General features: G+C 50.6%; 20 protein-coding genes, 2 pseudogenes and 1 riboswitch. Of the genes and pseudogenes, 11 read left to right on the forward strand and 11 right to left on the reverse strand.

The window, feature by feature from the left end:
* Positions 1–273 precede the first annotated feature (273 nt).
* Together HPY52_04765 and HPY52_04770 are read left to right on the forward strand one after the other, a co-directional pair.
* Entirely contained in the window at positions 274–591 is a 318-nt protein-coding gene (locus tag HPY52_04765; protein ID NPV79576.1) for a nucleotidyltransferase domain-containing protein, read from the forward strand.
* Complete coding sequence (locus HPY52_04770; protein NPV79577.1) at positions 557–967, forward strand: nucleotidyltransferase; 411 nt, start codon at positions 557–559, stop codon at positions 965–967. The genes HPY52_04765 and HPY52_04770 overlap by 35 nt, the downstream gene beginning before the upstream one ends.
* 184 nt (positions 968–1,151) lie before the next feature.
* Here the strand turns inward: HPY52_04770 and HPY52_04775 are convergent, their stop codons facing one another.
* Entirely contained in the window at positions 1,152–2,483 is a 1,332-nt protein-coding gene (locus HPY52_04775) for a plasmid pRiA4b ORF-3 family protein (GenBank protein ID NPV79578.1), read from the reverse strand.
* 306 nt (positions 2,484–2,789) lie between these two features.
* Here HPY52_04775 and HPY52_04780 point away from each other — a divergent pair.
* From HPY52_04780 to HPY52_04795, 4 genes and pseudogenes are all read left to right on the forward strand, one after another.
* A pseudogene (locus HPY52_04780) lies at positions 2,790–3,241 on the forward strand (alcohol dehydrogenase catalytic domain-containing protein).
* Positions 3,242–3,253: 12 nt separating this feature from the next.
* On the forward strand, positions 3,254–5,272 hold the full coding sequence (locus HPY52_04785; protein ID NPV79579.1) for a beta-galactosidase: 2,019 nt from the start codon (positions 3,254–3,256) through the stop codon (positions 5,270–5,272).
* A gap of 184 nt (positions 5,273–5,456) precedes the next feature.
* Entirely contained in the window at positions 5,457–6,557 is a 1,101-nt protein-coding gene (locus HPY52_04790; protein NPV79580.1) for a DUF2961 domain-containing protein, read from the forward strand.
* Positions 6,558–6,989: 432 nt separating this feature from the next.
* Positions 6,990–9,185 carry a HAMP domain-containing protein gene (locus tag HPY52_04795; protein ID NPV79581.1) on the forward strand — a complete coding sequence of 732 codons (2,196 nt, stop codon included), beginning with the start codon at positions 6,990–6,992 and terminating at the stop codon, positions 9,183–9,185.
* 144 nt (positions 9,186–9,329) lie between these two features.
* On the opposite strand, the pseudogene HPY52_04800 reads toward HPY52_04795, so the two are convergent.
* The 6 genes and pseudogenes from HPY52_04800 to HPY52_04825 form a co-directional block, all read right to left on the reverse strand.
* Positions 9,330–10,076: pseudogene (locus HPY52_04800) on the reverse strand (MFS transporter).
* 121 nt (positions 10,077–10,197) lie between these two features.
* Entirely contained in the window at positions 10,198–10,665 is a 468-nt protein-coding gene (locus tag HPY52_04805) for a hypothetical protein (GenBank protein NPV79582.1), read from the reverse strand.
* Positions 10,644–12,395 carry a hypothetical protein gene (locus HPY52_04810; GenBank protein NPV79583.1) on the reverse strand — a complete coding sequence of 584 codons (1,752 nt, stop codon included), beginning with the start codon at positions 12,393–12,395 and terminating at the stop codon, positions 10,644–10,646. Before HPY52_04810 ends, HPY52_04805 begins: the two co-directional genes overlap by 22 nt.
* A gap of 37 nt (positions 12,396–12,432) precedes the next feature.
* Positions 12,433–12,873 carry a universal stress protein gene (locus HPY52_04815; GenBank protein NPV79584.1) on the reverse strand — a complete coding sequence of 147 codons (441 nt, stop codon included), beginning with the start codon at positions 12,871–12,873 and terminating at the stop codon, positions 12,433–12,435.
* A gap of 17 nt (positions 12,874–12,890) precedes the next feature.
* Positions 12,891–14,051, reverse strand: a complete 1,161-nt coding sequence (locus tag HPY52_04820) for a cation:proton antiporter (GenBank protein NPV79585.1) — start codon at positions 14,049–14,051, stop codon at positions 12,891–12,893.
* Between the two features lie 170 nt (positions 14,052–14,221).
* Positions 14,222–14,905, reverse strand: coding sequence for a hypothetical protein (locus HPY52_04825; GenBank protein NPV79586.1), 684 nt, complete (start codon positions 14,903–14,905; stop codon positions 14,222–14,224).
* Between the two features lie 643 nt (positions 14,906–15,548).
* On the opposite strand from HPY52_04825, the gene HPY52_04830 reads away from it, so the two are divergent.
* From HPY52_04830 to HPY52_04845, 4 genes are all read left to right on the forward strand, one after another.
* The gene (locus tag HPY52_04830; protein ID NPV79587.1) at positions 15,549–15,770 is read left to right on the forward strand and encodes a hypothetical protein; all 222 of its coding nucleotides are present in this window, start codon (positions 15,549–15,551) and stop codon (positions 15,768–15,770) included.
* A 3-nt stretch (positions 15,771–15,773) separates the two neighbouring features.
* Complete coding sequence (gene galT / locus HPY52_04835; protein ID NPV79588.1) at positions 15,774–16,766, forward strand: galactose-1-phosphate uridylyltransferase; 993 nt, start codon at positions 15,774–15,776, stop codon at positions 16,764–16,766.
* Between the two features lie 4 nt (positions 16,767–16,770).
* Positions 16,771–18,012 carry a galactokinase gene (galK, locus tag HPY52_04840; GenBank protein NPV79589.1) on the forward strand — a complete coding sequence of 414 codons (1,242 nt, stop codon included), beginning with the start codon at positions 16,771–16,773 and terminating at the stop codon, positions 18,010–18,012.
* A 141-nt stretch (positions 18,013–18,153) separates the two neighbouring features.
* Positions 18,154–19,047 carry a radical SAM protein gene (locus HPY52_04845; GenBank protein ID NPV79590.1) on the forward strand — a complete coding sequence of 298 codons (894 nt, stop codon included), beginning with the start codon at positions 18,154–18,156 and terminating at the stop codon, positions 19,045–19,047.
* Positions 19,048–19,113: 66 nt separating this feature from the next.
* On the opposite strand, the gene HPY52_04850 is transcribed toward HPY52_04845, so the two are convergent.
* The 4 genes from HPY52_04850 to HPY52_04865 form a co-directional block, all read right to left on the reverse strand.
* Complete coding sequence (locus HPY52_04850; protein NPV79591.1) at positions 19,114–19,722, reverse strand: biotin transporter BioY; 609 nt, start codon at positions 19,720–19,722, stop codon at positions 19,114–19,116.
* Between the two features lies 1 nt (position 19,723).
* Positions 19,724–20,497: a biotin--[acetyl-CoA-carboxylase] ligase gene (locus HPY52_04855; GenBank protein ID NPV79592.1), complete on the reverse strand. Its 774-nt coding sequence runs from the start codon at positions 20,495–20,497 to the stop codon at positions 19,724–19,726.
* A gap of 185 nt (positions 20,498–20,682) precedes the next feature.
* Positions 20,683–21,114, reverse strand: coding sequence for a PIN domain-containing protein (locus tag HPY52_04860; GenBank protein ID NPV79593.1), 432 nt, complete (start codon positions 21,112–21,114; stop codon positions 20,683–20,685).
* Positions 21,111–21,404, reverse strand: a complete 294-nt coding sequence (locus HPY52_04865; protein NPV79594.1) for a hypothetical protein — start codon at positions 21,402–21,404, stop codon at positions 21,111–21,113. Before HPY52_04865 ends, HPY52_04860 begins: the two co-directional genes overlap by 4 nt.
* Before the next feature lie 348 nt (positions 21,405–21,752).
* On the opposite strand from HPY52_04865, the gene HPY52_04870 reads away from it, so the two are divergent.
* Positions 21,753–23,915, forward strand: a complete 2,163-nt coding sequence (locus HPY52_04870) for a tetratricopeptide repeat protein (GenBank protein NPV79595.1) — start codon at positions 21,753–21,755, stop codon at positions 23,913–23,915.
* Positions 23,910–24,126, forward strand: a riboswitch (cobalamin riboswitch). (Overlaps the previous gene by 6 nt.)
* Positions 24,127–24,132 lie beyond the last annotated feature (6 nt).

Here is a 24,132-nt window from a genome sequence, read left to right on the forward strand (position 1 = left end):
TATATATACAGTATAGACAGTGTCTGGCGTTTGTTAAGTCAGAAACATGCTGGCAGGTCAAAATCAATTTGCGGAATCCCTGGTAACGGCAGCACTTCACACCGCAACGCTATGCTTTACATGACCACGCCGGTTTGGTATGATTATAGTGGAAAAGATTACTAAGATATCTCGAATTTCAATGAATCGCAGAGTGGTTGATCGCAGCGGTCCTGGTGAAAGGGATTGCTAGGATTTTGGAGCCTCAATAGCCATTACTAAGGGGATAGCTCTATGCAGCTTGCGCCCAAGCTTCGCGACGAAATAGCCAAGAAGATGTCAGCCTTGCCTGAAATCCGACGCGTGATCCTTTTTGGCTCTCGGGCTCGAGGAGATGCATGGTCGCGCTCTGATATTGACCTCGCTATTGACGCGCCTGCTGATTCGATCAGTCTCTGGGAGCGAGTCATGGAGATCAGAGATAGTCTCGAGACCTTACTCCCGGTAGATATAATATTTTTGGAGCAAGCCCCGCCTGGCTTGGCAGAGCGGATCAGAGCGGAGGGGGTGGCAATCTATGAACGAAATGCGGATCCGGCAAAGGCTCAATAACCTTGGAAATGCGATCGCCCGACTCCAGGAAGCCTTGAGCGAGCCGCCAGAAAATCCTTTGTTCATCGATGGAACGATCCAACGATTTGAATTCACTTTTGAGCTCTTCTGGAAGACCTTCAAAGCCATCCTGGAGGCCGAAGGACTGGAGATTACTACGCCTAGGGAAGCTCTCCGCTATGCTTATCAGGCCGGTTGGATTACTGATGAACAAGCCTGGCTTCGTATGTTGAGATCACGAAATGAGTCCTCCCACATCTATAACGAATCAGCTGCTCGCCGGATCTATGAGGAGATCAGACAGAACTTCCCGGCGCTGAAGATGGCGTTTAGTAAGATACAGGCATGGTCTACCCAGTCAACCACCCCGGACTGAAGTCCCAAGCTGGGGTGTACGGAAAGGTTGCGATCTGATGGGAAGGAGGCGGAGGCGCATTCCCCCAGTGAATTGGGAGGAGGAATGCGCCAGATTTTGCGGATAAATGCTCCGGTCAAGGAAAAGAGATTGCACCTGGAAAGAAACTGGAATCGGTTAGTTATAGGGATCCCAAGTAAGGGATCTATTCCCAGCTTGGATATTGCTCTGGCGCTTCCCCCTTTTTACCTATGATAACCGGCCTGTTGGGCGGCGTTTCGTCTTCCCGCACTTCCTCCACAAGAACATCAAACCGCCACTCATCACCGAAATCAAAGAGGTAGAGGAATTTCCGTCCTTCCCAAAGCTCCAACTGATCCAGTCTTACCTCATTGGCATAGGGAGGCTCCTCGCCTCTTGGGTCCCAGTAGGCCTTTTTCGACCAGGCTCGTCCGTCCATAAAGAAAGCATACAGGTGATCATTATCAAAATTGAAAGCGGATTGGATGGCATCATGCAGATCGTCGAGCGTATGAGCTGCCGATAGTTTGATGCGGCGCCAGCAATTCCGGTCTAAGGAAACCTTGAAAACATATGCCATGAGTTTCTTGGGTTGGTCATCCTCAGCCAAAAGCTCATCAATCGCGGCGGAGTTGATGGCATCTTCAGGGAAGAGAGGAAGAAACACTTCTTCGAAAGGCCTTATCAGCTCTTCTTCCGGAGATTCATCAGATTCATCTGGTATAATCCACCCATTTTCCGGCGTAGAGAAGAAATTAGGAGCAGGTCTCACTTCGCCGCGCGCGTGCGCTGGTTCATTATATAAAGCATAAGGACGATTGCGGCAGGCGCGGGCCATGGCGAGACCAAATTCACTTGGAATAATTGATTTCACGAGAATGTCGGATTTCCGCTGGTATCTTTCTTGTGACTGTGTTTGCTCGTATTCCCAGAAACCGAAGTCGCTCAAGCAATGGATCATACCGCCAGCGACATTAAAAAAGATTGTAAGGTAATGATCTATAATGTCATTCTGGCGCCCGCTAATACCCGGGGTGATTTTCTCTCCAGGGTGAGCGTTTTCGATAAATTGAAAAAGGAGGTCCGGAGCGTTCAAATAGATGGTTTGACCAGGATATGCATCAGGGTAGAGATCCTCAGAATCCAACTTCGTCCAATAGATACGGAAAAGGAACATGTATTTCGTAAAGAGGTTGAGAGCCTCATATTTTTCTAGCTTTGCTGTAGGAACGAGGCAAGCTTTGTTGCCGCGCCCGGATGCATACGCAAAAAGGCCGCTGGTCATTGCGAGATAAAAGAATAAGTTGATAGTTGGATATTTAGCTTGGAGGTAATACGGCCCTGATACGTCTACGGGCCGTGAAAGAAGCGAATTCAGTGAAAACAGATCGTTCTTGCCCAGTTGGGCGTGTCTTTTGGATAGTAGGGGCGTCTTTTCTTTAAGAAAGCTACAAAAGGTGGCGAAATCAGTGACAATTCGAGAGATGTCTTGTTCCGTGGCAACATATTGTCTCATTATGTGTCATCCTTTCGTCTATGTATGGAAATCTATATTTCCGCATCAAATTGTGTGCCAAATCAGCGAAACATATTAAAACTGCATGATCATCATCGGTTTCCGCCAGCCATTCAGGCTAGCCGCGATCTACTCTTGCTCTATTCTATCACATAGATCTTTGTAATGTCTTGAACTCTCTGAGATCCGAACCGAAAGAAGGCCCGACTCGGCCTGGAGGGCGGTCGCAAGGGAGCAGAGTGGGCGGCTGACTTTTCATCAAGATCTCTATTCAACCATGCAGGGAATTGCTTCTCAAGTGTCGTATTGGAATGTCGTACGTTGACCAATATTGGCATCCCAGAGAGGCTTCCAGGGCAAGTCCTGCTCCGGACTATCTGGGCAGGAATATGTGGATCTGACCTTCACGCCTTTAGAGGAAATCAGCCATCTCTTATATACCCAAGGGTTTTGGGACATGAGTTGGCACTTGAGGTTGTCGAGGGTAGATCCAGGAGAACGGAATCTTAAGCCCGGCGATAGGGTCACTGTTGAGCCATATTATCGGATGCGGAAGATGTTATCCATGTTCCCGTGGGAGATACAATTGCTGTGAAGACCTTGAGGTCCTTGGGGTTCATCGGGATGGAGGTTTTCAGGAATATATCACGATACCAAGGGAAAAGGTGTATAAGGCCCCGGAGACCATGGATGTCGAGGAATTAGCTTTGATTGAGAGCTTTCATGAGCCTTCATATAAGACCAGAATATATATCTAGGGGGGACAATGCATGGCTAGGACCGACCTCCGTTTCCGTCAGATTCACCTCGATTTCCATACCAGTGAGCATATCCCTGATGTAGGCTCGCAATTCGATGCAGAGGAGTTTGCCGAGACCCTTGAAAAGGCCCGGGTAGACTCAATCACCTGTTTTGCTCGCTGCCATCACGGCTGGCTTTACTATGATTCAAAGCGATTTCCCGAACGTATTCATCCGCATCTGGTAAACCGCGATCTTCTGAAAGAGCAAATTGAAGCTTGTCACAGACGAGGCATTCGTGTGCCAATCTACGTTACCGTGCAATGGGATTACTATACGGCACGCGAACATCCTGAATGGCGGATTATAACAGCTGAGGGGAAGCTGGCGGGCACCCCTCCCTATGAAGCTGGTTTCTACCAGGAACTCTGCGTGAATTCACCCTACAGGGATTTTCTGAAATCCCTTGTTCAAGAAATCCTCGAGACACTGCCAGGTGATGGCCTTTTCTTTGACATCGTTGATGCGCGTGAATGTTCCTGCAGATACTGTATTGCCGGAATGAAAGCGAAAGGGCTCGATCCTGCCAGACGGGATGATAGGATGAAGTATGCCAAGATGTTGATAGATGAATTCAAGCTGGATATGAGTGGCTTCGTGAAGCAATTCAAACCAGATACGACTATATTCTATAATGCTGGCCATATCGGGCCATATGTACGCGAATCTCTGCCAGCCTATACGCATTTCGAGCTTGAATCCCTGCCTAGTGGGGGATGGGGATATGTTCATTTCCCCTTGACGATTTGCTACGCCCGTAACCTCGGCATCGACTGCGTGGGACAGACGGGCAAGTTCCATACCTCATGGGGTGATTTTCATTCTTTCAAAAATAAAGCAGCCCTCCAGTTTGAATGTTTCCGGGCACTTGCACTCAATGCCAAATGTGGCATTGGAGATCAACTTCATCCTTCTGGAAAGATCAGTAAGCATGTATATGACCTTATAGGCTCAGTGTATTCCGAGGTTGAGAAAAAGGAACCCTGGTGCAAGGGCGCGAGGGCTATTACTGATATTGGCTTATTCACGCCGGAAGAATTTACTTGGGAACGCGTTCCTCCTGCGGCGGCCGGCGCTGTGCGCATGCTTCAGGAGGCGGGACACCAGTTTGATATATTGGATTCGCGAAGCGAACTGGCCCCCTATAAGCTCATCATTCTACCTGATGGAATCCTCATTTCGGATGAACTGGCCGCGAAACTCGAGGGCTATCTCGCCAGCGGAGGAAAATTGATCGCCTCAGGCGAGTCCGGATTGAACATGGATAAAAGCGCCTTTGCGCTCAAAGCGCTTGGCGTGAGGTTGAGGAATAACTGGTCATCTTACTGGGAGAAACAGGGCGCGGGCGCCAGGTTCGCGCATGCTGATTATATTCTTCCTAAGGGGGACATCGGCAAAGGGTTGCCTCCCACAGAACATGTAATGTATATGAAGGCAATGGATGTTGAAGCGGAGAAGGGGACTGAAGTGCTTGCAGATGTTGTCCTTTCCTATTTTGATCGAACATGGGAGCATTTCTGTTCGCACCGCCAGACACCATCTTCGGGCAAGGTGGTGTCCCCCGCAATCACCCGCAGTGCCAATACGATCTATTTCGCGCACCCGATTTTCACTCTTTATGACATGAATGCGCCAAGGTGGTGCAAGATGCTCCTCCTTAATGCCATTGATATGCTGCTTGGGGAGCCAGTGCTGCGGCATGATGGGCCATCCACCATACTCGCGACTGTGAATGAACAGGCGGACAAAAATAGGTGGGTAGTTCATCTATTACACTATATTCCAGAAAGGCGTTCTCAAGATATCGACATCATTGAAGACGTAATCCCGCTATATGATGTCAGAGCCTCGGTGAGAACCGGCCGGCCTGTGAAGACCGTGACTTGTGTGCCTGATGGGGAGGCATTGCCTTTCGAATGGCGGAATTATCGCGTAAGTTTTGTCGTTCCCAAGATAGAAGGGCATCAAATGATTGAACTAACCTTCTGACGACGTAGGATGCCTATAGCTGTGTCCACGATATTCCTGGCTATGGATATGAGTTTCGGCCAATGATGAAGCGGCCAGGTCAAGGGTTGCAGAATCCCGCGACTTTAGTGTGGAGAGGTTCAAGTCATAGACTTGGAGATGCTCTGGGATCTTGAATATTTATACATGGAAGAGGGGGGCGTTCATGTCTAATTCCCAACTTAGCGATAGTTTCAATGGATTGGTCCTGGGACTCGGTGCTCTGCCTGTATTATCGCGGGCGAAATCACGTTCTATCAGCGCTGAGAATTTCACTGGTGAAAAGGGCAAGGGCGGCATGGCGTTGGAGGGGACCGGCGCTGAATGCGCTCGTGAATTGGGCCAGGGATGGAAGATTTCCCCGTCCATCAGCATACAGCCACACAGCACATTCACACTGGCAGATATCGCTGGCCCAGGTGTCATCCATCACATATGGATGACATGTTTTCCTGGTGTCTGGCGAAGCCTTGTCCTCAGATTTTACTGGGATGGTGAGGAGAACCCATCGATCGAAACACCATATGGGGATTTCTTCTGCAATGGCTGGTGCCAGCGCTGCAACATCAGCTCCTTGCCAGTTGTCGTGAATCCAGCCGGCGGGATGAATTCCTACTGGCCGATGCCTTTCCGCAGATCCGCCAGAATAACTATTGAAAATCTGGCGGATGAGGCAGTTATCCTCTACTATCAGATAGATTATAGCCTTACCGATATACCGGAGAATGTGGCATACTTCCACGCAGAATGGAGAAGGGATAACCCTCTAAAGTACAAGGAGGTTCACACCATTCTCGATGGGGTAAAGGGGCAGGGTCATTATGTCGGGACTTATATCGCCTGGGGAGTCAATAACAACGGCTGGTGGGGCGAAGGGGAGGTCAAGTTCTACCTCGATGGTGACAAAGATTTCCCGACCATTTGCGGGACAGGGACTGAGGATTATTTCGGGGGCGCCTGGAACTTCGAGCATCCTAAAGGTGAATACGGTGTCTTCTCCACTAACTTCCTCGGCCTTCCTCAGGTGATCAAGCCGGATGGACTCTATCAGAGCCAGCAGAGATTCGGAATGTACAGATGGCATATCATGGACCCGATTCGATTTGAAGAGGACATCCGTGTGACCATTCAGGCATTGGGCTGGCGGTCGGGGCATCGTTATCTGCCGCTGCAGGACGATATCGCGTCTGTCGCTTTCTGGTATCAGGCTGAGCCGCACGTGCCGCATCCTCCGTTGCCAGGCAAGGATTGGCTCGAGGTGATCTGAACAGCTCGGTTCAGAGATAAGGAGCCGCCCAGTGCGGCTCCTTAAAATGATTTCTCGGATGATAATTTTTGAAGAAGGATTTTAGGACCCAGTGCCGAATCATGTCGAATAGGGTTCTGGTATTCCAGATAACGGTCTGCGATATTTGCCAGGGGTAATTTCTTGAGGTCCTCTCAATCGGCTGCCGGTCGCGTCCGCTCTATATCTGGGGCTGCATAGATTTCGTCTTCGCAGGCCCAGCGGCGCGAAATTGCCACACCTGCATTTCCCAGCCAGTCTGCCACGTCACCTTGGCGGTGCTGTCGCATTTCGCTTTGGTGGCGCCACCGATTGATTAAAACGACGTCATCTGTTCTCCAGGCAGACTGCCTGGCTAGGGCCTTTGCGTGGGGCGCAATCATTGATATCTTATGGATCGGGAGAGATCTTTTCATGAGGAAATTTTCGTTGGGCTCTGGCCTCGGACAGAAGCTGCTGGTATGGTTTTGTATCATGTCCCTGGCACCAGCCATTCTCATCGCTGTTGTTTCATATCAGAATAGCAGCAAGGCTCTGACTATGCAGCTGGAGAAGGACCTTACAGGACAAGCCAGGATCCTTGGTCTCCAGGTTGATAGATATATTAACGAAAAGTTGCATGAGCTAATGACGCTATCGCGTCGGGCAGTGTTTACATCAGAAGATCGTCCCCTCGATGAAAAAGCGGCGGCCTTATATGAAGCGGTGGGCGATGAAATCGCCTGTGCTTATATCGTAGATGCCGCGGGCAGTGTTCTGGCATCGGCAGGCGGGCTGGATCCCGGCAGTGTGGCGGGCGAGGCGTGGTTCAGCGCCATTCAGTCCGGGGACCTCTATTTTGGAGATTGCGCGATGAGCGAATCTGCCGGTAGGCCTACCATCAAGATAGCGGCGCCGATAATGTCACCTGATGGTCGATTCCTTGGCGTCATCGTTGAAGAAGTGGATATGGGGCCGATACGGGGCATGATGGATGAGGTGGAAAAGACTCAGAAGGGTATCATCCAGTCCGGGTACGCCTTCCTAGTCAACAAAGATGGCTTGATAATCGATCATCCGGATAAGACTAAGATATTCAAGGAAAAGCCTGCGGAGCTTGGCATTCCGGGGCTTACGGAGGCAATCAGGAACGTGCTGGCCGGTAAAGAAGGAATGTCAAGATATATCTATGGAGGTGTGCAAAATCTCATTGTTTACGCTCCGCTCTCAGGCTATGGGGATTATAAGGGCAGCGGCTGGGGCATTGGAATCGCGGTACCGGCAATTGAACTATTTAGACCAATTACGGGCTTGAGAGATATTTCGGTCGTGGCAATCCTGGCGGTTGGTCTCGTGGCGGTTTTCATTGCAGTGATCCTCTCCCGTGGTATCGCTCGGCCCCTCCGCCGTATAGCGGATGTCGCGGAGGCTGTGGCTGAAGGGAATCTCGCAGTTGCCGTGCCTGAGGTTCGTACACGGGATGAGGTTGGTGTTCTAACAAAGGCATTCTCTCGGATGCTATCGGGGCTCCGTAATCTGGTCGGGGAGTTGCATTCCTCTGCCGAGCAGGTATTTTCCACAAGCGAGCAGCTATCCGCAAGCTCCGGGGAGTCTGCGAAGTCCATCCAGCAGATCTCAGAGGCCTTACAGCAGGTGTCGTCTGGGGCTCAGGAACAGAGCGCGACCATCGCAAACGGCGCGTCTTCCGTCAATCAGCTCACGCAGGCTATAGGCCAGGTGGCAAAGGGCGCAGAGGCGCAGGTTGAAAGCATTCAGTCAGCTTCTAAAATCATGCGGGAGACAGATAAATCCCTCGACGAGGTTCTTGGTATGCTGGAAAAGGTGGGCAGCGTCTCCAGCGAGAATGCTAAGGCGGCGGCCAAGGGCAGTGAATCTGTCAAGAATGTAGTCACCAGCATGGATAGGATAAGGTCTACCACCGAAGATGTCGCGGAGAGCATAAGGGAGCTGGATAACCATTCCCGCGAGATCGGGAGGATCCTGGAGGTCATAGATGAGATAGCGGAGCAGACCAACCTTCTGGCCCTGAACGCGGCGATAGAGGCGGCGAGGGCTGGGGAGCATGGGAGAGGCTTCGCGGTGGTTGCAGATGAAGTAAGGAAGCTTGCCGAACGTTCTTCCAGAGAGACAAAGGCCATCGCAGATCTCATAGGCAGCGTGAGACAAGCTACGGAGAAGGCTGTCTCCGCTATAGATTCGGGCACGAAAGAGGTTGAAGCCGGGAGTCTCATAGCTCAGGAAGCAGGCAGCGCGCTAGATGCAATATACTCAGGGGCAAGCGGCGCTGAGCAGCTTCTCAAGAATCTCCTATCTTCTGCCAGGACCTTGAAAGATGCGGCCCTCAATGTGGGGAAATCCATAAATGAGATCGTGAGTATAGCTGAGGAGAATACCGCGGCAGCTGAAGAGATGGCTGCGGGCGCAGAAGAGGTCAAAAAGGCGATCGAAAATGCCGTAGCTGTATCTGAGGAAAGCGCGGCTGCAGTGGAAGAAGTCTCAGCCTCTACAGAAGAGGTGAATGCCTCGATCCAGGAGATGTCCGCATCGGCGGAGTCTCTTGCCGAGATGGCCCAGAGGCTTCAGAATCTCGTTACAAGATTCAAACTATGATGACCCTTGGGGCTCCGAACAGATTCCCCGCCCCACCCCCACAGTTTGGAGCCCCTTTTCACTTTGCGGACAGGGAAAAATTGCGGATGTGGTAGTCGTGTTTCTTGACGAACCGCCTGCCTGACTTGTTTTTATTTTATTCATTTATCTATCCAAAGTTATTACACGAGCACGCCCCATCTTATCAGACAGCATGCCTGCTGGCACAGATAGAAGCGCATAGAAGAGGTTGAACAATGCGATTATGACTGGGATAATGGTGGTCTTAATTCCAACGTTTTGTGCCCGCAGGATAAGAAAAGCATCGCTGGAATTGCCAAGGGTAAATATCAACATAACGATAAAGAATAGCAGAAATTTCCCTTTGAGTAGGGAAAGATCCAAGATAAACCTGCCAGAGTTCCTTCCGGCATTAGGGCGTTCTTTAACGTAGAGGCCTGTCAATAATATCGTGGCAAAGGCGATGATGCCGGAGATCACGAAGATTGTTTTGAATCTAGTGCTATCCAGACGTCCCATCAGGACCCTGAGTAGGGCGAAGGTTATCAGTGGGCCCAAGAAGGACCCCAGGGTATCCAGCATACGCTGATAACCAAAGGAAAACCCCATCCTCCTTACTAACGATGACCTGGCTACTAGAGCGTCCCTCGGGGCATCCTTCATTCCTTTACCGACGGCATCTACCAACCTGAATCCCAAAGCCTACCACCCCTGCGTGGTGATCGACAGAAATAGTCGACCTATCGCCGAAAGCAAGTAACCGATAAAAACCAGGCTCTTTCTCTTGCCAATGCTATCTGAAATGATACCCGATAGTATCTTGAAGATGCTTACTGCGGTGGTTACACTACCCTCGATCAGGCCGATTAATTCTTTATTAAGACCCAGTATCTGGGAGTAATTCGAATACCCCTAATCCCACGAAGCATGACCTGATTGCAGATCAATCGCTCGACCGAGTTCGCGATTCCATCACATGGTTCACCAATAAAAACAGCGATAATTCTATTTTTTATGAACCATCCAGATTTTCTTTTGCCGAGTTTCCCAGGCCTTTTTTCAAGACTGCATCTGCTATTCTGCGTACAACTGCAAATCGGTGTTTCTGGGCGCTTATTACGGCACGAATCGCGTCGGTTGAACCTATTCTCGCCAGAGCAATCACTGCCTCAGCGGCGACATATGCATCACCATTGTCCAGTCGCTCGATTAAAGCTGGCACTGCCTGGGGGTTTCCGATCCGCCCAAGCGGCCACGCAGCCCGCCGGGCAGTAGCGCCATCAGGGGAAACGAGCGCAAGGATTAGTCTCTCCACATATGTGCTCGGCTTATCGAATGCCCAGCCGCAGTATGGGCAGACTCTATCATTCTCAGAGACGGTCTTCCAACAATTGGTGCAAAAATGGGTGACCATGACGCAGCTTACCTCTTCTACGGCAGGTTGCTCTGTAAGAGCGCCTAGATCCCTGAGGATGCCCATTCCTCAATTGACAGAAAGGACTTTCTGCACTCCTCTACCTGTCTATACTGATCTTCTAACTCTACAAGCACCCGCTTTACTTCTTCTTCGCTTTTATCCTTTTTGGAAAGGGCGTATTCGAGAGCCCGGCGAATTGCCTGAACTGTAGTCTCTATTTTCTCTTCAAAGGAGTACCTGAAGCTAAGAAAGCTCTTATTGCTGCGTTCCTGGAAATCCCAACGCACACGACCGCAGTTTCGGTCTACCTCCTCTCGGACGTCTTTCAATGCCCTATCAATAACTAGCCTGCGGCCAATATATCCGGGGAGAAGAGATAAAAGGGATGATGGCGCTATGGCAAGAAGCATATGGTCCTTGCCAAACTTATAATAGAAATTGCTTTCTGTTGTGAGGGATTCGACCTCCACAAACCCCTCCAGCTTGATATCAAAGAGTCCGGCAGATAATTCCCGTATACGCGCGATTACCTCATTGACCTGTGTAGTAAATCTCCGGAGGATCTTCTCAAAGAGGGCAGCTATCTTCACCTCTTCTTGCATTCGCCAAGCGTCAAAAGCGCCGGTAAGGGTTTCAACAACGAATGTCTCGATTTCTTTCACGAGCGCCCTCGCCGGAAGGTTCATCTTATCCTTTGCAAAGGCCGGAATCTTCTCTCTGAGCAAAGATACTTGGGCAATCTTAAAGGATTCAAGATCCTGCTCGACCGTCTGGATCAATCGATCCATCTCGCCTTTGAGGATGTGCAGGGCGTCTTCTTTATCTTGTAGTATTTGAACTAGATTATTTTCGAATGCCTCGATTTTATCCTGAAGCTCCATTACCGACATTTCGGCAGCCTTTCGTTCAAGCGCTAATAACCCTTTGAGCTCTGACGCCGCGTCCTTCCCGCGCCGTGCGGCAGCAGCAAGCGCAATCCTGCCTCTGCCTCCGGTCAGGAATTCAGAGAGCTCTTTTTCCAATTGCGGGAGTCCGCTTCTTTGTAGTGCATCAACATTCTCTGTCAGCTTTGCCTCAAGGGCGAGCCTGGCTGCGAGAGGGTAGAGCCTTATTTCATTTTTGCCGAGGGCTGTTTCGATGGAACGCCGTGAAAAAGCAAGGGATTCTTCTCTATCGCTGCCGTTCAGATAATCTACTTTGTTTAACACGAAGAAAATCTTGGGGACATATTCCTTGATCTCCTTGAGGTATTGCTCCTCAGCCTCGGTTAAGGGAGGGTCAACTGCCAATACAAAGATCGCGGCATCGGCGCTCGGCAGGAAGTTATATGCGACTTCAGTGTTGTGGCGATATAAGGATCCCACTCCCGGAGTGTCTACAAGGACTACGCCATCGGCAAGGTAAGGGGAAGGATGGACTATTTCTACATACTTAACCTCTTTTGTATTATTGGGGTTTTCTCGTTCTGTGATATAGAGAGATAATTCATCCAATGCGATATTCTTGGTTTTTCCATCATTGAAAAAGACTGTAGCCCCGAAATTCCGGCCATAGCGGATCATAGTAATTATTGAAGTCAATGGGACTACTGCGGTGGGTAGAAGATCTGCCCCTAAGAGGGCGTTAATGAGAGTAGTCTTACCCCGTTTGAATTGTCCCAAAACCACCAGATGGAACCGGTTTGACTCAAGTCTTTCCTTAACCTTTAATGCCCGGTCCTCGATCTCTGGATTTCCTTTTTCACGCGCGAGGGAGGCTATTATCTTTAGATTGTCAAGTGTGGACTTTCTCATTTCGGCATAGGTCGCGAGCATTTAATTCACCACCGGATCAGTCTCCTTGGAGTGATTTATCCTTGATAACCAGCACTGAACAGGGGGCATACCTGACAATTGCCTCTGAGGCGCTACCAAGAATGTACCGTGCGATCCCACTCCGGCCCCGCGCCCCGACAATTATCAGGTCACAGCCTTCTTCTTCGGCAAAACGAGCCAGGGCGTCTGCCGGATGGCCTGGAATCACCCGAGTTTCGAGTTTAACACCTTTTCCCAGGGCCATCTCTCTGGCTTCGCTGAGCATCCTGTCATAGAAGTTGCGCGCATCCTCCAGCGCTCCATTTACCTCGTCACGAGTATCGGCAAATTCCGGGACATGGGCTACTGATACCGCGTAGACCCTGGCATCGTACTTTTGAGCCAGATCCAGGGCGAAAGCCAGAGCCCCCCTGGCATGTTGTGAGCCATCATAGGCCAGTAGGATTTTTGTGAACATAGATGCAAACCTCCATCTCATTTATCGAGATTTGTCTCCGGAGCCCCTTCAGTCACATATAGTTCCAGATCGGGCCTGAAGAATGCCTGAGCGATCATTGTCGGCACCACTGCGCTCAGGATGACGACCGTTACAAGAATGGTATATTGGTTCCTGGTTATTATTCCATGCGTTAGCCCAAAGAGTGATGAAATCGTGCCAAAGGTGAGCCCGGTGGACATGAGCAGCGTAGTGTACATGCCCTCTCTAGGCACAAACTTGAAAAATCTGGTTGTGGGCCATACCCCAATGAATTTGGTGATTATCTTTACAAGCAGGGCCACTATGATAACCCCTATGGCAGCGGCAACCTCTGGGAGCGAAACGAAAAGCCCGGCCTTCAAGAAGTAGAATGGGGTAAAAAAGGCAAACGCCATGCTACGCATACGAAAGAGCAAATTCCTTTCCCGGAGGAAAAACCCGGCGACGCCTAGGCCCAGAAGATAGGCCGGCAGCACAGCTTCGCTGTTGGCCATATTGGCAAGTCCGCCAAGAAGGAAGAGCAGCAGGAAGAGGTATTTGACCTCGAGCTGGCTGACCCTGTTGCCATAGACCTTGAAAAACCATCGTGTGAAGCGGGGGAGGAAAGCCAGGACCAGGGCAGTAACTCCAGCAAACAGGAGCATCCAGACGTTGAAATTCGCAAAAAGCAATCCAAGGGCTACAACTGTGCCCAGGTCATTAATGAAGCAGGCAGCCAGGATGATCTTGCCGATCTCGCTCTCGTTGAGCCCGGTCTCCACCATCACCGCATAGACCACGGCAACCGAGGTGGTGGATAGGGCTATGCCAGCTATCTCGGCCGCCTGGAGTGTCCATCCAAGTATGTAATACGCATAGGCAAAGGCTCCGAGGAACGGGAGGATAAAGGCGATTATCCCGATAGCCATGCTCTCCTTAAATTTAGACCTGAGTACCCTTGGGTCTACTTCAGCCCCTGCCAGAAAGGTAAGAAGGATGCTGCCAAAACCTGCAAGGAAATCAACCCAGGGAGTCGTTGCAAGGCCCAGGAAGTTGCCGCCGATTACCCCTACCACGATCTCCACCAGTGATATGGATATGCCGGTCCACCCGGCAGCAAGGCCGCCGACCAGAGCAAGCCCGAGCCACAAACTCGCCGTAAGCCAGGTGTTCACCATAAATGATTTAGCCCTCCGTTTCGTTCTCCCAGGGAACTTAAGGCCGCAACCTTGCGGTCTTGGGGGCAAACCAAAAGCCCCTACCGCTCTCCCTGAAATCTCATCATGGTAGTCATGGTAGGAGCTATCAGCCTCGATATCAGGCATTAGGCGAGCTCCATCGCCGGTCGTTAAAGTTTTATTCCTCGGAGCCCAACGAGTTTTTGTATCGCACGCGCTACCGAGTCTTCAGTGCCATTCCATGGCGCATCCGCAAAACGATAATCATGCTTCTTGATAAACCACTCTAGTTCTCCAGATAACCGTTCCAGGTTGGCACGAAGGAGGTCGAACGCGAGAGTCACTATTTCTTTGCTACGGTCCGACCGTGGTCCATCCTTAACGCTCTCTGCAAGGGCGAAGGTATGAGGGATACAGAATCCTTTTGAACGCGCGAACGCGTCTCTAAACTCCTTGTCATCGCGGTACATCCGGATGATGAGTTCGCAGTGCTGTCGAATAAAACCAGCAATATGCTCGCAGGCAAGACATTGAAAGCATTGACCGACTCGTTGCGCTTTATCTGGCAGAGCAGCATTCATGGCGCCTAAATCCGAGGAGATGATGCCCGAAAGGATGCTTTCAAGCGTTAACGCCAGTCCCAGCTTATCTCGCCGGTTCAATAGCTTATATAGGTGATCGTTACAAAACCCATTCTGGACTACCTTCTTCCGGTATTGAGAATCCATCACTAGCTCCTCAAGGTAACTTGTGAGGAAAGAATCCTCTATCTGTTGCGTGAGAACACAGAGCGGGCATTCTGTATTCTCCTGAAAGGCGTCCCAGATAGGTATAGTCTCGATTGCCTGCTTCATATCTTCCCTCCTTTCCCATCAAAAAAGCTCCTACTCAAGGACATCGCCTTGGTAGGAGCTATTAGCTGCCATGCAGCGCGAAATGCGAGCTCCATCGCGAACCTCATGCATATATTTATCATCGGGATCGCAAATAGAATCCACAAAACCATCTAGCTAAAGTCAATATAGCATAGGATTGGCTCAATAACAAGGTCCCATAATAGGCGATATGGGGCGTCACAGCGCGATTTCTCTCAAGGATATGCTTTAATGCCCCGCCATTGGGGCATATATGCTGATAGATGCCAATTATCGGGCCTAATCTATTCCATATTTCATTCATCGGGCCCAATGTGTAGCATATCTCAGCTATTCAACTTCGTCGCCCGCTGACTCAGCGGTGAGATAGGGGATAGGGATCCCAAAGGGGCATGGGTTTCGGCATGAACTTTGGCACGTACCTTATACAAATGGCGAAAAGCGTATGTTACAATATAGGCAACAGAGCATATCGAGGCTTACCTTGTCTGCCAAGCATAGATTTCCCATGCCGCGTATTTCATATTGCGCAGCAGTCGGTTATTCAGGACGTCGCCTGACACCATCGAAAGGATAAAAGTGGTAGCAGCTCATTTTGGGGTAGATTTCGGGAGGCATGATCATGGCAATGAGGAAGAAAAGGATCTTGAAGGAAGATGGTCGTTACCTGATTTACTATTGTTTCAAGGACGACTCCGCATGTCCCGGGGAGGGAGTACAACACCAGCAACCGCATGAGCGTGCATGTGGCGCTGAGAGTCTGAATACAGCCCGACGCTCTGGATCAGATCAAAGCTGCTATAGCAAACACAAGGATAATAGCATTAAGAAGGGGTCTTGCTAGATTATGTCAGAACTCAGATGGAATCCTGTTTTGGAGGAATGGGTAGTCACTGCAACTCACCGGCAGGAGAGGACATATAAGCCGCCAGAGAATTTCTGTCCTCTTTGCCCTACAAGGGATCCTTCTTTTCCGACAGAAGTGCCGGCCGAGGACTATGAGATCGTTGTCTTCGAAAACAAGTTCCCATCTTTCAAACCAAATCCACCTTCCCCAGCGGTTGAGGCCACACCTCTCTATGGGGTTGACCTGTCAAGAGGCGTCTGTGAGGTAGTGCTTTATACCTCGGAGCATAACACGACGCTGACCCAGCAGAACGTCGAGAAAATAACAGACCTGGTGGAGGTATGGATAGACAGGTACCGGGAGCTGGGGAGCCTCGACTATATAAAATACGTCATGATCTTCGAGAATAAGGGCGATGTGATCGGGGTTACTCTCCATCATCCTCACGGGCAGATCTATGCCTTCCCCTTTATCCCGCCTCGTCCTGCCAAGGAGCTTGAATCGGCCAGGAAATATATGGACAGGACGGGGAAGTGCCTCTTTTGTGATATCCTGAATGAGGAATTCAGGGACGGGAGGCGTCTCGTAGCTGAGAATGATGGGTTTGTCGCATTTATTCCGTTTTTCGCTCGCTATCCCTATGAGGTTCATATCTTCCCCAAACGGCACCTCGCAAGTTTCCTGGAATTTCAGGATGCAGACAAGAGGGCCTTCGCCGAGATCTTGAAGGTAGTGATGGTGGGATATGACAATTTGTTTGGCTTTTCCTTGCCATATATGATGATAATGCACCAGGCTCCAACTGATGGTGGCTCCTATGATCATTACCATTTCCATGTGGAATTCTACCCACCCAACAGGACGGCGACGAAGTTGAAATATCTGGCTGGGTGTGAGTCAGGCGCTGGCACATTTATCAATGATACTCTGCCGGAGGAAAAGGCTGTGGAATTGAGAAAGGCCTGCGCGCTTCAGCACCCCAAGGGAGAGTGATTATGTGTCCATCGACAGAAATGAGGTAGAGGAAATATTCGCGAGGGCTTTCGGAGATGCCCGTGAAATGAAGTTCGAGAAGGCGCCGGGCCGTGTCAACCTTATAGGCGAGCATACAGACTATAACGAAGGGTTTGTCCTGCCTATGGCCATAGATCGGGACATCGCCATCGGATTTCGGCTTCGCGACGACAATGTTGTGAGGCTTTATTCGGCCGACTACGGCCAGTATGCGGAGTTTTCCCTCGATGCCATCGAATATGACGATAAATGTAAATGGAGCAATTACTTCAGGGGAGTCGCCCATGTTTTCCAGAAACATGGGCTCCCTCAAAAATATGGAGTCGTTCTTCCCGGAATTGACGCGGTGGTGCATGGCGATGTGCCAAAGGGTTCGGGCCTTAGCTCCTCTGCGGCATTCGAGGTTGCCACTGCTCGGGTTCTCATTGCAGCATCAGGGATTGGGCCAATTGACCCCGTAGAGATTGCCAAATTGTGTCAGGAAGCGGAGAATGACTTCGTTGGGGTCAGATGTGGCATAATGGACCAGATGGCATCCGTACTTGGGCGCCCTGGCCATGCTGTATTTCTAGATTGCCGGGACTATTCATATGAACTGGTAAGCCTCCCATTTCAGGGGCTTGCTCTGGCGATCTGTGATACAGGAGTGAGGCGGGGTCTTGCCCAGTCAGAATATAACCGCCGCAGGCAGGAATGCGAGACCGGGGTGGGCATGATAAGGGAAATGATAGGGCAGCGAGATCCGAGACGGAAAGAGAGCATTCGCGCCTTGCGGGATGTCTCACCCTTGGAATTTGAGGAAGTGAAAGGCGCACTGCCGCCTGTCATAGCCAATCGCTGCTGGCATGTCATAAGCGAAAATGAACGGGTTCTAGCCAACGTCCAGGCGCTAAAAAATGGGGATATTGAGAGATTCGGGGTCCTCATGAACGAATCCCATGAGAGCCTGCGGAAGTTTTATGAGGTGAGCTGCGAAGCATTGGATGTTATGGTAGAGCTCGCCAGACAGGTAAATGGCGTATTCGGCGCCAGGATGACCGGCGCTGGATTTGGCGGATGCGCGATAAGCCTTATGAATGCTGAATCTGTGGAGCCTTTTATTGACCATGTGATTCCTCAATATAGGGAAAAAATGATCGCGGCTCTTGAGAACGCAGACTCACAGCCTAGTTTCACAGTAGAAGAAATTCAGGAATCTCAGGTATTCATAGTGAGATTCCCATGATCCCATTTTATTATGGCCAGTTCTATTTTTGGGTAGTCCGCCATGCAGCTAAGGCGGTGCCAACGAAGGATGAAAATGGCAGCGGACCATTTTCAAAATAGACCCCCATGCCGCTGCGGCGGCTATTTTAAGGTGGGTTAGATGGACACAAAGTGCTATCTTTGCCCCCGCAGATGCGGCGCTGACCGCTCTGCAGGGGAAAAGGGATTTTGCAGAGCAAGTTTATCTGTCAAGGTTGCCCGGGCAGCAAAACATCATTGGGAAGAACCCTGCATTTCTGGAACCAGGGGATCGGGCGCGGTGTTTTTTTCACACTGCAACCTCAGGTGCGTTTTTTGCCAGAATTATGATATAAGTCACCAGGGATTTGGAAAAGAAATAAGCGCTGAGGAACTGGCGTGCATTTTCCTGCGGCTTCAAGCAGATGGGGCGCATAATATCAATCTGGTGTCCCCAACCCAGTATATCACTCAAGTGAAGTGCGCCTTGATCGCAGCCAAAGAGAATGGGCTCACGATCCCGGTTGTGTATAATAGCAATGCTTACGAGGAGCCCGATGCCCTGGCTTCCTTGACCGACCTTGTCGATGTCTATTTGCCGGACCTCAAATACTATCATGACGAGGTGGCCATTAGATATTCCAGCGCGCCCCATTACTTTAGGCACGCAACTAGCGCTATCCTGGAGATGGCGAGACAGGTTGGCACCCCAATCTTAGACTCTGACGGGCTCATAAGGAAAGGATTGATCGTGCGGCACCTGGTCCTACCTGGCATGGTCGAGGAGTCCAAGCGGGTGCTAGATTGGATCAAAGCCAATCTGCCATCGGGCGTTTATATAAGCCTTATGTCCCAGTATGTTCCAATGTACCGGGCGAGCGAGCATCCTGAAATCAACCGAAAGCTGTCCAAGGCCGAATATGACGAGGTAGTCGACTACGCGCTAGCCATCGGGCTCGATAATGGGTATATCCAAGAGGAATCTGCCTCAGATGAAAGCTTTATCCCGGCATTTGATTTGACTGGGGTGGAATAGCCAGGATATTGTTCCTGGCCTCCCGTCCAGATGATCTGCCATAGTCCCTTGACGTTCCGCAAAGCTCTAAAGGAGTCGCTGGCGAACCAGGATGCCGCGAACGCTGACGCTCAAGACCGTGGCGATCAAGAGCTTGGCAATATCAAGCGGAATGAATGGCAAAACCCCGATCACCAAGGCTCTCATGAGACCTATTCCCACTACGATAGCCAATTGAATCGTCCCTATGAGATAAACTATGGCAAGACAGGCCAACATGCCCAAGGCGGTGCTGATGTAGGCCACTTTCCTTGCCCCGGGAGTGTCACCGGTGGGCGAACAGCGTTTCACAATGGAGCCGAGCACATATGATCCTAGTATGAAACCCCATATGTAACCGCCTGTAGGTCCGACCAAGACGGTGATTCCTCCATGCGCTCCCGCGAATACTGGCAGGCCTATTGCGCCGAGGAGGACATAGATCAGCAGAGATAAAGATCCGAGCCTTGAGCCCAGGATGCCTCCGGCCAGAAATACTCCGAGCATCTGCCCCGTGATGGGCACCGGTGAAACTGGTATTGCGACAGAGATTTGCGATAAGACCACGATCACCGCAGCGAATAGCGCCGCTATTATCATTTCGCGGACACGATCATTTGATGGTTTATGTTTGCCCTTTGGCTCTGTCTCTCCCAATTTATGGTCCTCCCCTCAGGCTTACCTCGCCGTACCTGAACCTGCGGATGCTGCCATCCCCCATTTTGATCAATAATGCGCCCTCATGATCAACGTCAAAGGCCTCCCCAATGATCTCTTCCTTTTTGTCTATTAGCTTGACGGTCTTCCCAAGCAGAGGGCACATAATCTTCCATTCTCGATGAATCGGCGAAAATCCTCTTTCTTGCCAGATATCGTACCAGGTTTCCAGTCTGGTCAGTATGCTCTGAAGTACCGAGATCCTGTCAAAAGGATGCCCTGCCGCCATGAGCAAGGACCCGGCGCTTTCTTTTAGATCGGGAGGGAAATCGTCACCGTCCTGGTTGACGTTGACGCCTATGCCCAGCACGATGAATTCAATAGATCCAGTTCCATTCCTTGTCTCCGCCAGGATACCACATATCTTGCGGCCATATAGCATGATGTCATTGGGCCATTTGATCTCCGCCGGAAGGCATAGCTCCCCTCGTAAGGCACTGGCGACTGAGATTGCGGCAAGCATTGGTATCTGATGGCTCACCCTGGCATCTATCTGAGGACGAAGGATCACGGAGAACCACAAACCTTTCCCGTTAGGTGATACCCACTTCCTTCCATATCTCCCTCTGCCTGCGGTCTGAGCATCCGCCAGCACCACAGCGCCGTGCGGCGCGCCGCGACTTGCCATCTCGGAAGCGATCTGGTTTGTGGACGTGACACTATCAAAATATGCGAGATCCTTCCCCAGCCATCTTGTGGTGAGGGTTATCGACATGGTTTTCTCCTCAAAAATGGGATATCACTCCTTTATGCGGCGCCAGGCGCTGCGGTCTTCAAAGCTGGGAAGGAAGCGCCGCCCCCTTATGGCGCCAGGCTGGGTGGAGATGTATAAGGAACCTAAGGAACGATACGTGCCCCAGCAATATGGCATAGCGCGGCCCAGCAATAGGTGTGTATGACTTAACGTATGGAGACCGGGAATACCTTGAAACCCATTTGCCCGAAGTGAGAATCGAATGTGAACGCCTTGTCGCATCCGATCCTGGACATCACGGCAAAACTCAGGCAGTCGACGAAACTAAAATCCTTGTCATGGTATCTCTTGGCTATTTGCCATGCGGCCTCTTCGTCGGCCGGTTCCGCGCGAAGATAATGAAGAATCCTGCTCCCCCTAATATATTCGCCTACCGCTATAGCATCAGTATGATTTCTGCAAAAATAGGAATATACCTCGGCGAAGACGAAGTTCGTGGTTATCAAGCGGACCCCGAGACTCCTGATCTGTTCAGGGGTAAAAAAGCCCTTTGCGGCTTCATGATAGCGATCGCCCGCGTCATGCAGGGCGATAAATGCCGATGTATCAATAAACAACCAGTCCATAGTACGTTTCATCTGTCTGAGTCTCCATTCTGCACTAGGCTGCACCGATCAGGCTTTCCGGACCGGTAGATATACCGATCGTGCTCGGTAGATCCATCAATGCGGCCAGTCTTTACGGCAGTGGAGGCGAGATGAAACAACGGGTCTTTTTCTGCAACTGCATCCTCGGCCCCCATTTCCCTATCAATGAGAGTCCTAACTACCTCTGCAATACTTTTGCCATATTTCGCTGCGCTCTCCTTGAGAAATAAGTATTGGGCTTCATCAAGATAAAGCTGAGTTCTATATTTGTATTTCTCCATATTCTCCACCTCGTTTACATCATACTGTATTACAGCATGAACGTCAAGAACGTCGATATCAGATCTCGATATCGGATGTCGATATCAGCCCTTTTGCCTATCCGCATCTCAAATCCTGAGTCTACCCATCATCTCCATCATCAACGATTATTGTATGGAAAGTATACGCTGCGACGGGGATATGCGTCATAATATATATAAACTACTGAAATTCAGCTCAGGGTATTATGCCAAATACTGAAGCATATAACTTGCGCGAGTCTTCCCAGGCAGAAGGAAATCAGGATTTTTAAGCGAATAACCATTCTGAAGTAGGGGAAATTGATTTACAGATGCCTGGTAGTTTGGGTGGAAGGCGGAAGTCTGTTTATGGGCGAAAACAAGATAGTCAGATTTCCCGTGCCGGCCTCAGGACCGCCGGCCAGCGGGGAGGACTCAAAACACGGAAACAAAAGCGGAGAGAGTCATCCAGACAAGGGGCATGAGCCGGTAAATGTGGTTTCAATCCGCGCCTCGTCGGGATTAGGGCGTTTCTATAAAGCATACGCTTCTCAGACCCGAGAAGATGGGTTTGTGACTCTATTTCTCGCATGGGAGAAATCCGCGGAAAGGCTCAGTGTCGTGTCACTTCAGTTGGAGTACATGTATTGGCTAGGGGCGACCGGGATCATTGATTTTGCCCAACTCCCCGTCATGTCCAAGAAGGAGTTTGAGGATTCTCTTTCAGGGGATGGGGAGATGGCGGAGGGAAGTGGCATCAAAGAGATCTCCCTCGAGGAGGCTCTTTATCTCATTCAGTCTGCCGCAAGACTGGGGAATCACCCCGGGGAGGCCGTCAGTAACCGGGAATTCCGGCGGTTTGCCTGGCTTCTCACTGAACCAGTTGATTTTTCGCCGGCCCAAATAGCAAAGCTCCTGAGGAGTCTAATTGGGGATACGATGGGCCCTGTAGATGTGGCCCTGATCTTTGATCGTGCATTGTTCACAGGTGACTTCCATTTAGCATTCCACCTTATGAGCGCTCAAGCCAGGTCAAAGGTCGGTTCGATTCAGGAGTTCATAGCCAAATTGAAGGAAACTCCTCAGGATATGAGGGCAACCCCTGAGGACAATGATCTGCTCTTTGACGAGGAAGATGGACCGTCGGCTATCAGGATTGAGGCTGCCCGACTGCCTGCCGCGGTCAGTCAAATAGTCGCCAGCGCTGGGGGGTCAGATGAGACAGGAAGTCCTGGCGTGAAAAATCGGCAGGGCAGGTCAGGTGGGCGAAGGTCCGAGACAGTGCTGGTAAGAAGGTGGCTGGCCAGAAAGGGCCAGGTTATCGAGCTGGCCCAACGATTTGAATTAATTAAGGAAAAGGGCTTCTTTGCCGTCGATAGTCCAGAGCCAAAGCGCATATCGGTTGAGGAATTTGAAAGAGTTGCAAGGCAAGCTATCCTCATAGATGGGGATATGGCAGGGAGATCGCCCCGGGAGATAGCTGAATGGGGCAACTATGTGATGAAAGAGGGCAATTATCCGCAAGCCATCCGTATCCTTGACGCGGCGCTGGAGATGGAACCCCGGCTCCTTGGGGCACGCCTGCAAGTCGCTGACGCCTATGTGAGGATAGATAGGGCCGATAAGGCGGCGAAGCACCTTAAAAGACTCCTGGAGGTTGCGCCACCCGGATCAGTCTATTCTGATAAAGCCAAGAGAATGCTTCGCATATATGAGGTACTCGATCAGCATTCCGGGGAATTTCCTGAGGAACCCCTTGCCAACCCCGATCATTGGTTTGATCCTGTAGAGAGGGCGATCATTTCCATCTCAGGTTTGATCAAGCCAGGAGTAGATGTATTTCGCGAAACGATGACGTTATGGAATCTTTTCTTGAGATATTGCGATATTCCGCTGCCATTGATAGAAAATCCAATCACATGGGCCGTGGCATCCCTTTATGATGTGGCGCGCCTTCGCGGCGGCGATCTTACAAAGGGGGACCTCGGAAGCTTTCTTCCCGTCGTCATGGGCATACCATGGCACAAATTGAGGAAGATGGCTGATTTTATATGGGATGTCATTGAACTTTACGATGACGCTGACAGGGCATGGTTTGCCGATGAGGTAAGGGTCTTTTTCCTGGATGGGGCAGGCTATTCTCATATTTTCAGCCATCCCTCCGGGGAACCGCACTTGATCCTTTGCAATATCAAGCTTAAGGGCAAGCGGAGTCCCAAGACTCTTATGGAATATTTGTCAGCCCAGAGAGGAGTCAGCGCGAAGAGATCCGCCACGGGCGGCGTCTTCAATTGGGAGCTTTCTTCATATTCAAAGGCTAGCGGCAAGGGCGGAGGCCCAATTGCCGCCAGAAATGTTCAGATTGCAGTGGATTCAAGTGGTGTGCATCTTTCCGCCCTAGATGACGAATCCCTATCAAAGGTGGTTTCGCGGCTCAAACGAGACCTTCCTGATTATCTCGTAATGCCAGGGGATGTGGTCAAGCTAGATTTGAAAATACATTATTCGTGATTGATGAATAACGGCATCATATCGGGGTGGGCGACCAGGGAATAGGCAGCAGGAGCAACCTGTAAGCCAGCGGTCCCGCCACTGTATCCGGGGAGCCTTTCTGCCGTCACTTCTTTTGACTATGAGGGAAGACGGGGAAGGTGGATCCTCCAATGATGATCCAGGCGATGATCCGGGAGCCAGGAGACCTGCCCATCTCGTTTGCCAGATAACCTTC

This window comes from Bacillota bacterium (genome assembly GCA_013178415.1).
Taxonomy (GTDB): Bacteria; Bacillota; SHA-98; order Ch115; family Ch115; genus Ch115.

Bases quoted from the DNA above. Each gene is read 5' to 3' on its own strand.
- HPY52_04765 (NPV79576.1), top strand. From the start codon at position 274: ATGCAGCTTGCGCCCAAGCTTCGCGACGAAATAGCCAAGAAGATGTCA.
- HPY52_04770 (NPV79577.1), top strand. From the start codon at position 557: ATGAACGAAATGCGGATCCGGCAAAGGCTCAATAACCTTGGAAATGCG.
- HPY52_04775 (NPV79578.1), bottom strand. From the start codon at position 2,483: ATGAGACAATATGTTGCCACGGAACAAGACATCTCTCGAATTGTCACT.
- HPY52_04785 (NPV79579.1), top strand. From the start codon at position 3,254: ATGGCTAGGACCGACCTCCGTTTCCGTCAGATTCACCTCGATTTCCAT.
- HPY52_04790 (NPV79580.1), top strand. From the start codon at position 5,457: ATGTCTAATTCCCAACTTAGCGATAGTTTCAATGGATTGGTCCTGGGA.
- HPY52_04795 (NPV79581.1), top strand. From the start codon at position 6,990: ATGAGGAAATTTTCGTTGGGCTCTGGCCTCGGACAGAAGCTGCTGGTA.
- HPY52_04805 (NPV79582.1), bottom strand. From the start codon at position 10,665: ATGGGCATCCTCAGGGATCTAGGCGCTCTTACAGAGCAACCTGCCGTA.
- HPY52_04810 (NPV79583.1), bottom strand. From the start codon at position 12,395: ATGAGAAAGTCCACACTTGACAATCTAAAGATAATAGCCTCCCTCGCG.
- HPY52_04815 (NPV79584.1), bottom strand. From the start codon at position 12,873: ATGTTCACAAAAATCCTACTGGCCTATGATGGCTCACAACATGCCAGG.
- HPY52_04820 (NPV79585.1), bottom strand. From the start codon at position 14,051: ATGGTGAACACCTGGCTTACGGCGAGTTTGTGGCTCGGGCTTGCTCTG.
- HPY52_04825 (NPV79586.1), bottom strand. From the start codon at position 14,905: ATGAAGCAGGCAATCGAGACTATACCTATCTGGGACGCCTTTCAGGAG.
- HPY52_04830 (NPV79587.1), top strand. From the start codon at position 15,549: ATGGCAATGAGGAAGAAAAGGATCTTGAAGGAAGATGGTCGTTACCTG.
- galT (NPV79588.1), top strand. From the start codon at position 15,774: ATGTCAGAACTCAGATGGAATCCTGTTTTGGAGGAATGGGTAGTCACT.
- HPY52_04845 (NPV79590.1), top strand. From the start codon at position 18,154: ATGGACACAAAGTGCTATCTTTGCCCCCGCAGATGCGGCGCTGACCGC.
- HPY52_04855 (NPV79592.1), bottom strand. From the start codon at position 20,497: ATGTCGATAACCCTCACCACAAGATGGCTGGGGAAGGATCTCGCATAT.
- HPY52_04860 (NPV79593.1), bottom strand. From the start codon at position 21,114: ATGAAACGTACTATGGACTGGTTGTTTATTGATACATCGGCATTTATC.
- HPY52_04865 (NPV79594.1), bottom strand. From the start codon at position 21,404: ATGGAGAAATACAAATATAGAACTCAGCTTTATCTTGATGAAGCCCAA.